Genomic DNA, 7,562 nt, shown 5'->3' on the forward strand with positions numbered 1-7,562 from the left:
GGCGGGGCGGGCGTGGCGGGCGGGGCGGCCCAGGGCCCGGTCGTCGCGTCCACCGTCTCGTTGCGCCCGGTGCGGTCCACGCCGCGGACCCGGTGGAGCACTCGCCCGGAGATGTCGGGAACGCCGAGCTCCCGGTGCTGGCGGCGGGCCAGGTCACGGTCGTAGTAGGAGGTGGCGGGCATGTACCGGAAGGTGATCCCGGCGCGGCGCGCCCCGGAGACGTTGGCGGACGACCCGTGCACGAGATGGACGTCGTGCAGCGAGAAGGAACCCGGCTCCAGCTCGGCGACGCGGACGGCGGCGCGCTGCGGCTCGTCGAGCTCCAGCCGCTGGTTCAGGGTGCTGCCGCGCCCGTCCGTGCGCTGGTGGCCGAGCAGCGTGCGGGCCCGGTGCGAGCCCGCGACGTAGCGCAGTCCGCCGTTGTGCGGGCCGGACCGGTCCAGCGCCAGCCACACCGTGCAGGTGGCCAGCGGCCGGATGGGCCAGTAGTGGCCGTCCTGGTGCCACGGCGTCGGTTTGCCGACCCGCGCCGGCTTGCCGAACATCCCGCAGGCCCAGAGCAGGACGTCGTCGCCGAGCACGGCCGACACCGCGTCCAGCAGCACCGGGTGGCTGCCGTAGCGCAGGCCGAAACCGCTGGCCATCAGGTCGGGCACGAAGTCGGGGACCTTGCTCGGGTCCCGGGCGAGGTACTCGCCGAGATCCGAGCGCACCTGGTCGAGGACCTCGGCCGGCAGCGGCTCGGGGGCGATGACGAGGCCCTCGGCGCGATAGCGCTCGACGTCGAGGACTGCGGTGGCGCTGCGCTCGCTCATGGGCGCGCCGCCTCGGCGAGCGGGGCGGCGGCCGGCAGGCGCAGCCCGAACAGCCGCGACACCGTGTCGTGCGTGAGCATCGTCGTCGTCTCCGCCCCGACCGCCGCACGCAGTTCGGCGACCTTGTCCCCCGAATGCGGCCAGGTGGAATCGGCGTGCGGGTAGTCCGAGGCCCACATCAGCCGCTCCCGTGGCCAGCTCGGCAGGATCCGGGTGACCTCGTCGGTCTCGTGCTGGAACGTGACCCAGACGCCGTCGGTCACCTGGTCGAGGGCCGGCCGGGACAGATCGAGGCCGAAGGACCGGCCGAACCGGTGGTCGGCGTGCTCCAGGCGCTGCAGGAAGTGCGGCAGCCACAGCAGGTCGAACTCGCAGAGGATCAGTCGCAGCCCCGGATACCGCTCCCAGACCCCGCCGAAGACGAGCGCGGTGACCGCCCGCTGGGCCTGGGCCGGGATCATGACGTAGTCGAGCAGCGCGCCGTGGACGTCGATCGTGATGTCGCGGCGGACGGCGCCCCGGTGGATGACCACCGGGAGGTCGAGGCCGACGGCGGTCTCCCAGACCGGGTCGAAGGAGGCGTCGCCGTAGGAGCGGTCCGGGTCGGCGCGTAACACGACGCCGCGCAGGCCCAGGGCCGCCGCCCGGCTGATCTCCGCCGCCGCGAGTTCGGCGTCGGCGTCGTCCACCAGGGCGGCGCCGACGAGCCGGTTCGGGTCGGCGGCGCAGTACTCGGCGACGAAGTCGTTGTAGGCGCGCAGGCAGGCGCGGCGGAACTCGGCGTCATGGCAGCCGAACACCAGGTCCGCGAAGGTGGGGAACAGGACCTCCGCGGCGACGCCGTCGACGTCCTGCTCGGCTAGCCGCGCCCGCGGATCCCACACCGACGGTGGTGCGGCGGCGAAGCCCTGGGCCGCCCGGCCGGGGAGCTGGTCGGACGGCACGCCGGCGGCACTGGCCGCGTACACGCTGCGCGGCTGGATGTCCTCGCAGACGAAGTACTCCCCCGTCCGCCCGTCGAGGTTCACCACCCGGGGCGCTCGCTCCTGGTATCGCCGCGGCAGCCGGGATGTCCACAGCTCTGGCGGCTCGCACATGTGCGAGTCGGCGGAGATCAGCGGCCGGCTCACGGCGCCACCTCGCCGGCCGTGCCGGCCGTGCCGGCCGTGCCGGCCGCGCCCGTCTCGACCAGATCGGGCACGCGCAGCCGCGCGATCTCCTCGGTGGTCAGCGGGCGGTCGAGGACGTCCTGCGCGAGCGTGCCGTCGTCGAGCACCCGGTGCACCCGCCAGCAGGACGGATCGGACGCGGTCCAGCGTTCGTACTCACCGCGCCCCGAGTTCGCCATGCTCTGGTAGGCGGTGCCTCGGCAGCCGCCGTAGCACTGCCGGGTGGCGAGCAGGTCGCAGTCCCGGCAGTCGCCCTGGATGTGCTCGTCGAGGTTGCGGATGATGGCGAGCGCGGGACTGGCGAGCACCTCGGCCAGCGGCTGCCGGTTGAGGTCGCCGATCGTCGTCTCGATCCCCGGGCATGGCCTGACGGCGCCGTCCGCATGCAGGTCGAGGCGGTACAGGTTCTCGTAGCAGGCCCCCGCCAGGCAGGGCGGCTTGGCCTGGTAGGGCTCGTAGCCCATCGCCTCGTCCTGGCGGCGGACGGTCTCGAACAGCTCCTCGATCTCGGCCCGGCGGATCACCAGGTGGGGGTTGGTCCGAGCGAAGCCCTGCAGCTTGCTGAGCTCGATGTGCGAGTAGATGTTCCGTTCGCGCAACTGGGCCACCAGCTCCGGGAGGAACTCCAGGTTGTCGCGGGCGACGACCGACTCGACACCGAGCCTGGTACGGCCGGGTTCGTCCGTCGTCGTCAGACCGGCGGCCACGAGCCGCTCGATCAGCGCGACCTGCTCGGCGTAGACGGTTTCGGCATCCCGCGGCAGGCCGGACAGGTACTTCTGCACCTCGGCCAGCCGCGCGCGGCGCGGATCGCCGGGCGCCACCACCGGCACGTTCAGCTTCGTCAGCAGGTTGACGCCGCCGGCGACAATCCAGTCGATCGACTCCGGCGTCAGCAGTCCCCCGTTGGTGACGAGCGTGACCGCGATGCCCCGTTCCTGTAGAAAGGAGATCGTGTCCTGCCAGTACGGCGCGGCCAGCGGTTCGAACGTGCCGTTCACCGTCACCGCCTGCAGCCCGAGCGCGATTGCCTGCTCGAGCCAGCCCTCCACCCGCCGTTCCCAGGTCGGGTCGCGGTGCAGGGGCACCGATCCCGACTCACCCGCCGTCATGACCGTGGGTTGACGGGGGCGTTCGTGGAGTTCCGGATCACCCGCATAACAGTAGGGGCATTTCCAGTTACAGGTCGGCGGGGTGTTCATCTTCAGGCCCACGCGTAGGACCTTTCCGTCCGCGAAGGCGGAGTACCGGCCGTCGAGCGTGGTGAATGGGCCGGCAAAAAGAGGAAGCGGGCGGAGTTCAGCCATGAGCCCTCCAAGCATAGGCTGTGCAAAAGCAGCCGCCCATCAAGGGTAAATCACGCAGTCGCACCGGACAAGGGCTTCTGACCTGAACGTGTGGTCGTCGCATCCAGCCGGATGTTCCGCCAGATCACCCCAGCCTCGGACGGCGACCCCGGTGCATCCGCGACTCCCGGCAAAGGTTTACGCAGCGCAGCGACACCGCCATGACGGCGCCTAAAGAAAAAGCGGTGACCTGCGCCGCGACAAAGACCTGAGATCGCCATCCGTAGCACTTCGTGACCGCGGACCAATGCGAACAGACTCGCCGCCGAGGCGCCCGACGCACGGGCACCACATGGCGGGCAATTCGGTGAAGAGCGCCCTGACCGAGGCCTCCCGAAGGAACGTCCGGCGCCCGGGCGGGTGCGTCGGCGCGCTCGGCGCGGGCGACTACGATCAATCCGAGGAAGGTAGAGCATTGAGGATCTTGAGAGGCGGCCATGTCGGCACGTATGCCCGCGGTGTCCGAGGAGCGCGTGTCCGCTCCAGCCGGTAGCAGCTTTGCGGAGGCGGTGAAGGCCGCCGGCCTGACGATGTCGGGGCCGAACGCGATCGTGGTCGTCCGTGACGCCGACGGCACGCTGCGCGACCTCACCGCGGTGCCGGCTGTGGACACCGAGGTGACGGCGGTGCCGATGTCGAGCCCGGACGGCCTCGCGGTGCTGCGGCACTCGACGGCGCACGTGATGGCCCAGGCGGTGCAGGACCTCTTCGACGAGGCCCGGCTCGGCATCGGGCCGCCGATCGAGAACGGCTTCTACTACGACTTCGACGTGCCCAAGCCGTTCCAGGCCGAGGACCTCGAACGCATCCAGGCCCGGATGCGGGAGATCGTCAAGCAGGGCCAGCGGTTCCGCCGCCGCGTGCTGCCCTCGCGGGAGGCGGCGCGCGACGAGCTGTCCGCCGAGCCCTACAAGCTGGAGCTCGTCGACATCAAGGGGGACGCGTCGGGCGCGGCCGCCACCGAGGTCGGCAGCGGCGAGCTGACGATGTACGACAACGTCGACCCGCGCAGCGGGGACGTCGTCTGGACCGATCTGTGCCGCGGCCCGCACCTGCCCTCGACCCACCTGATCCCGGCGTTCGCGCTGCTGCGCAACTCGGCCGCCTACTGGCGCGGCGACGAGAAGAACCCCCAGCTACAGCGGATCTACGGGACCGCGTGGCCGACCCGGCCGGCGCTCAAGGAGTATCTGGCCGCGCTGGCGGAGGCCGCCAAGCGGGACCACCGCCGCATCGGCGAGGACCTCGACCTCTTCGCGTTCAGCCCGGAGATCGGCAAGGGCCTGCCGCTGTGGCTGCCCAACGGGACGATCATCCGCGACGAGCTGGAGGGCTGGGCCCGCCAGACCGAGCGGCACCTGGGCTACCGCCGGGTCGTCACGCCGCACATCACCCAGGAGGCCCTTTACTACCTGTCCGGCCACCTGCCGTACTACAGCGAGGACCTCTACGCTCCGATCCAGATCGAGGGCGAGAACTACTACCTCAAGCCGATGAACTGCCCGCACCACCACATGGTGTACAAGGCCCGGCCGAAGAGCTACCGCGAGCTCCCCTACAAGATCGCCGAGTACGGGACCGTGTACCGGTTCGAGCGCAGCGGCCAGTTGCACGGCCTGATGCGGGCCCGCGGCTTCACCCAGAACGACGCCCACATCTACTGCACCCGCGAGCAGGCCAAGGAGCAGTTCCTCGAGGTCATGCGGATGCACGACGAGTACTACCGGGCGCTCGGGATCACCGACTTCTACATGGTCCTGGCGCTACGGGACCCGGCGAACACGACGAAATACCACGACGACGCGCAGATGTGGGCGGACGCCGAACGGATCACCCGTGAGGCGATGGACGAGTCCGGCATCCCGTACGTCGAGGAACTCGGCGGCGCGGCGCACTACGGCCCGAAGGTCGACTTCATCATCCGCTCGGTGACCGGCAAGGAGTTCGCCGCCTCGACGAACCAGGTCGACCTCTACACGCCGCAGCGGTTCGAGCTGAAGTACCACGACGCCGACGGGACCGACAAGCAGGTCGTCGTCATCCACCGGGCACCACTGGGCTCGCACGAGCGGTTCGTCGCCTTCCTCACCGAGCACTTCGGCGGCGCCTTCCCGGTGTGGCTGGCCCCGGAGCAGGTCCGGGTGATTCCGATCATGCCGGAGCTCGACGAGTACGCCGAGTCGGTGAGTCAGGCGCTGCTCGACGCGGACGTGCGCGTCGACGTCGACGCCAGCGACGGCCGGCTCCCGGCCCGGGTCCGCACCGCGGTCACCCGCAAGATCCCGCTGATCGTCGTCGTCGGCCGGCGCGAGGTCGAGGAGGGCACCGTCTCCGTGCGGGACCGCTCCGGCCAGGAGACGTCGATGCCGCTGGCCGACTTCGTCCGCCGGGTCCGCGACCTGATCGACACCAGGAGCCTCGACGGCGCCGGCCATCTGCGCGCGGGCTCGGGCGCGACCGACGTCGACGCGGACGACTGACGGGCTGCCCGCGTCAGTCCGCCGCAGGGGGCGGTCCGGATCATGCCCGGCCGGCGAGCACCGCGACTGCCGCCGACGGCGTCCGCAGGGCGACCGGGGTGACGGCCTCGTCGAGGAGCCACACCGGCCGGTCGGGTTCGGCCAGCTCGCTGCCGAACCAGGACGGTGGACTGGCCTGCCGATCCAGGAACGCCTCCGCCTCGCGGGGTAGCCAGATGCGTTCGAGGGTGCCGTCCTCACCGCGACGGTGGTCGGTGACCGAGGTGACGAGCGCCCGCGCGGCGCCGGCAGCGGCGATGAAGCCCAGCAGGGCGATCCAGACCGCGTCCGGGTCCGGCAGGGCGAGGACGACGGGTTCCACCGCCGACAGGTACAGGTTGCCCTCCCTGGTCACGAGCTGCCAGAGCAGGAACGTCGCGAGCCCCATCGTCCGCGTCAGCACCTCGTCCCGGATGGCGGGATCGGCGGGATCGGCGGGATCGGCGCCGGTCACGTCGAACTCGGCTCGTTCCCTCCCGCGGGGCACCCAGGTGATCTCGTTGGCGGTGACGACGGCTCCCCCGGTGGGGGTGAGGTCGTCGCGGGTGATGCCCAGCAGCCCGAGGGCGGTGTGGTGGACCCGTCCGGTGCGGTGCGGGGCCAGGTGGCGCAGCCCCTGGTGGGAGGTTCCGACGTAGGGCCGCGCCATCATCCCGAGTCCGCCGACGATCTCCCGCTGCAGCGGGAAGTAGTTGAGCCTGGCGCATTCCATCCACAGGCGCAGCGCCGGATGGCGGGCGGATCCGACGATCAGATCGTTGCTGATGCCGATCGGCAGGATGTTCAGGGTGAAGCCACAGGTGGAGGCGGCGACGGCCGCGAGCAGGTCCGGTACCGAGCCGGGGTGCCCGCCTTCCGGCGATCCGCCGTCGAATCGGATGTCGCCGTCGAATCGGATGTCGCCGTCGATGTAGAGACCCCCGAAGGTGTGGACGAGTTCCACCCGCAGATGATCGGTCGCGCTCGTGTAGCCGCGGGGACGCTGCTTCGCCATCTCCAGGACGTACTGCGGACGCAGGTACAGCGGATGGTCGGTGTGGAAGACCTCGTCGACGTTGACCAGCGCCACGTCGTTGTCACGGGCCCAGGTCGCCAGGGTGCGGACGTACCGGAGCGGGTCGGCCGCGCCGGGCGGGGGGGCGGGCTCGGCCAGGACGGCCGCACACCGCGCACGCGGGATATCCGTCCACAGCACCACGGTGACCTGGCCCGCGTACCGGCGGGCCGCCGCACCGTAGTTGTCGCGGAAGGCCGTCCGCGCGGGCATCGGCTGGCCCAACCAGATTCCGTGTACCACATGTGGTATTCCGACCACCTCCGGCAGCAGCGGCGCCCCGGTGCCGGCCGCCTGTCCCCAGCGCCGCTCGTCCGCCGAGCGCCGCGCCCAGCTGACAGCGCCGCGGGCGGCCTCGAGGGATTCCGCCGACAACTGCGCGGCGCTCGGAGCGGGGCGGGTCATGCTGATACGGCGCAGGAACGGCGCGACATGCTCGGGTCGCAGGTTCCCGATGTCGACACCGGCGAGGAACGCCGGCGCCGGGGGTGGTCTGCGCAGGCCGAACAGGTCCGCGCCCAGCCTTGCGGCCAGCACCCGTTCCGCGTCGGGGGTGTGCAGCGGCGCGCGGATCAGACGGCGCAGCCAGGCCAGCGTCTCGCCGCGGGGAGCCGCGAGCGGCCAGGCCGGCGGGCGGAGGTTCGCCGCCCGGCCCATCC

5 protein-coding genes are annotated in these 7,562 nt (G+C 71.5%); 1 reads left to right on the forward strand and 4 read right to left on the reverse strand.

Features of this window, described 5'->3' with window-relative positions:
- The 3 genes from ND748_RS20470 to ND748_RS20480 form a co-directional block, all read right to left on the reverse strand.
- Nucleotides 1–815, reverse strand: an 815-nt coding sequence (locus ND748_RS20470) for a phytanoyl-CoA dioxygenase family protein (protein ID WP_251747616.1), incomplete at its 3' end; no start/stop codon positions are given.
- Nucleotides 812–1,945, reverse strand: a complete 1,134-nt coding sequence (locus tag ND748_RS20475; protein ID WP_251747617.1) for an amidohydrolase family protein — start codon at nucleotides 1,943–1,945, stop codon at nucleotides 812–814. The genes ND748_RS20475 and ND748_RS20470, both read right to left, overlap by 4 nt.
- Nucleotides 1,942–3,291, reverse strand: coding sequence for a radical SAM/SPASM domain-containing protein (locus tag ND748_RS20480; protein ID WP_251747618.1), 1,350 nt, complete (start codon nucleotides 3,289–3,291; stop codon nucleotides 1,942–1,944). The genes ND748_RS20475 and ND748_RS20480 overlap by 4 nt, the downstream gene beginning before the upstream one ends.
- Nucleotides 3,292–3,767: 476 nt before the next feature.
- Between ND748_RS20480 and thrS the strand changes: the two genes are divergently transcribed.
- Nucleotides 3,768–5,810: a threonine--tRNA ligase gene (thrS, locus tag ND748_RS20485; protein ID WP_374215986.1), complete on the forward strand. Its 2,043-nt coding sequence runs from the start codon at nucleotides 3,768–3,770 to the stop codon at nucleotides 5,808–5,810.
- A 40-nt stretch (nucleotides 5,811–5,850) separates the two neighbouring features.
- On the opposite strand, the gene ND748_RS20490 is transcribed toward thrS, so the two are convergent.
- On the reverse strand, nucleotides 5,851–7,562 hold a 1,712-nt coding region (locus ND748_RS20490; protein ID WP_251747620.1), incomplete at its 5' end, for a hypothetical protein.

This window comes from Frankia sp. AiPs1, from assembly GCF_023716945.1.
Lineage (GTDB): Bacteria > Actinomycetota > Actinomycetes > Frankiales > Frankiaceae > Frankia.

What these genes read in the sequence shown, in the direction of transcription:
- thrS (WP_374215986.1), top strand. Translation starts at nt 3,768, where the DNA reads ATGTCGGCACGTATGCCCGCGGTGTCCGAGGAGCGCGTGTCCGCTCCA.
- ND748_RS20480 (WP_251747618.1), bottom strand. Translation starts at nt 3,291, where the DNA reads ATGGCTGAACTCCGCCCGCTTCCTCTTTTTGCCGGCCCATTCACCACG.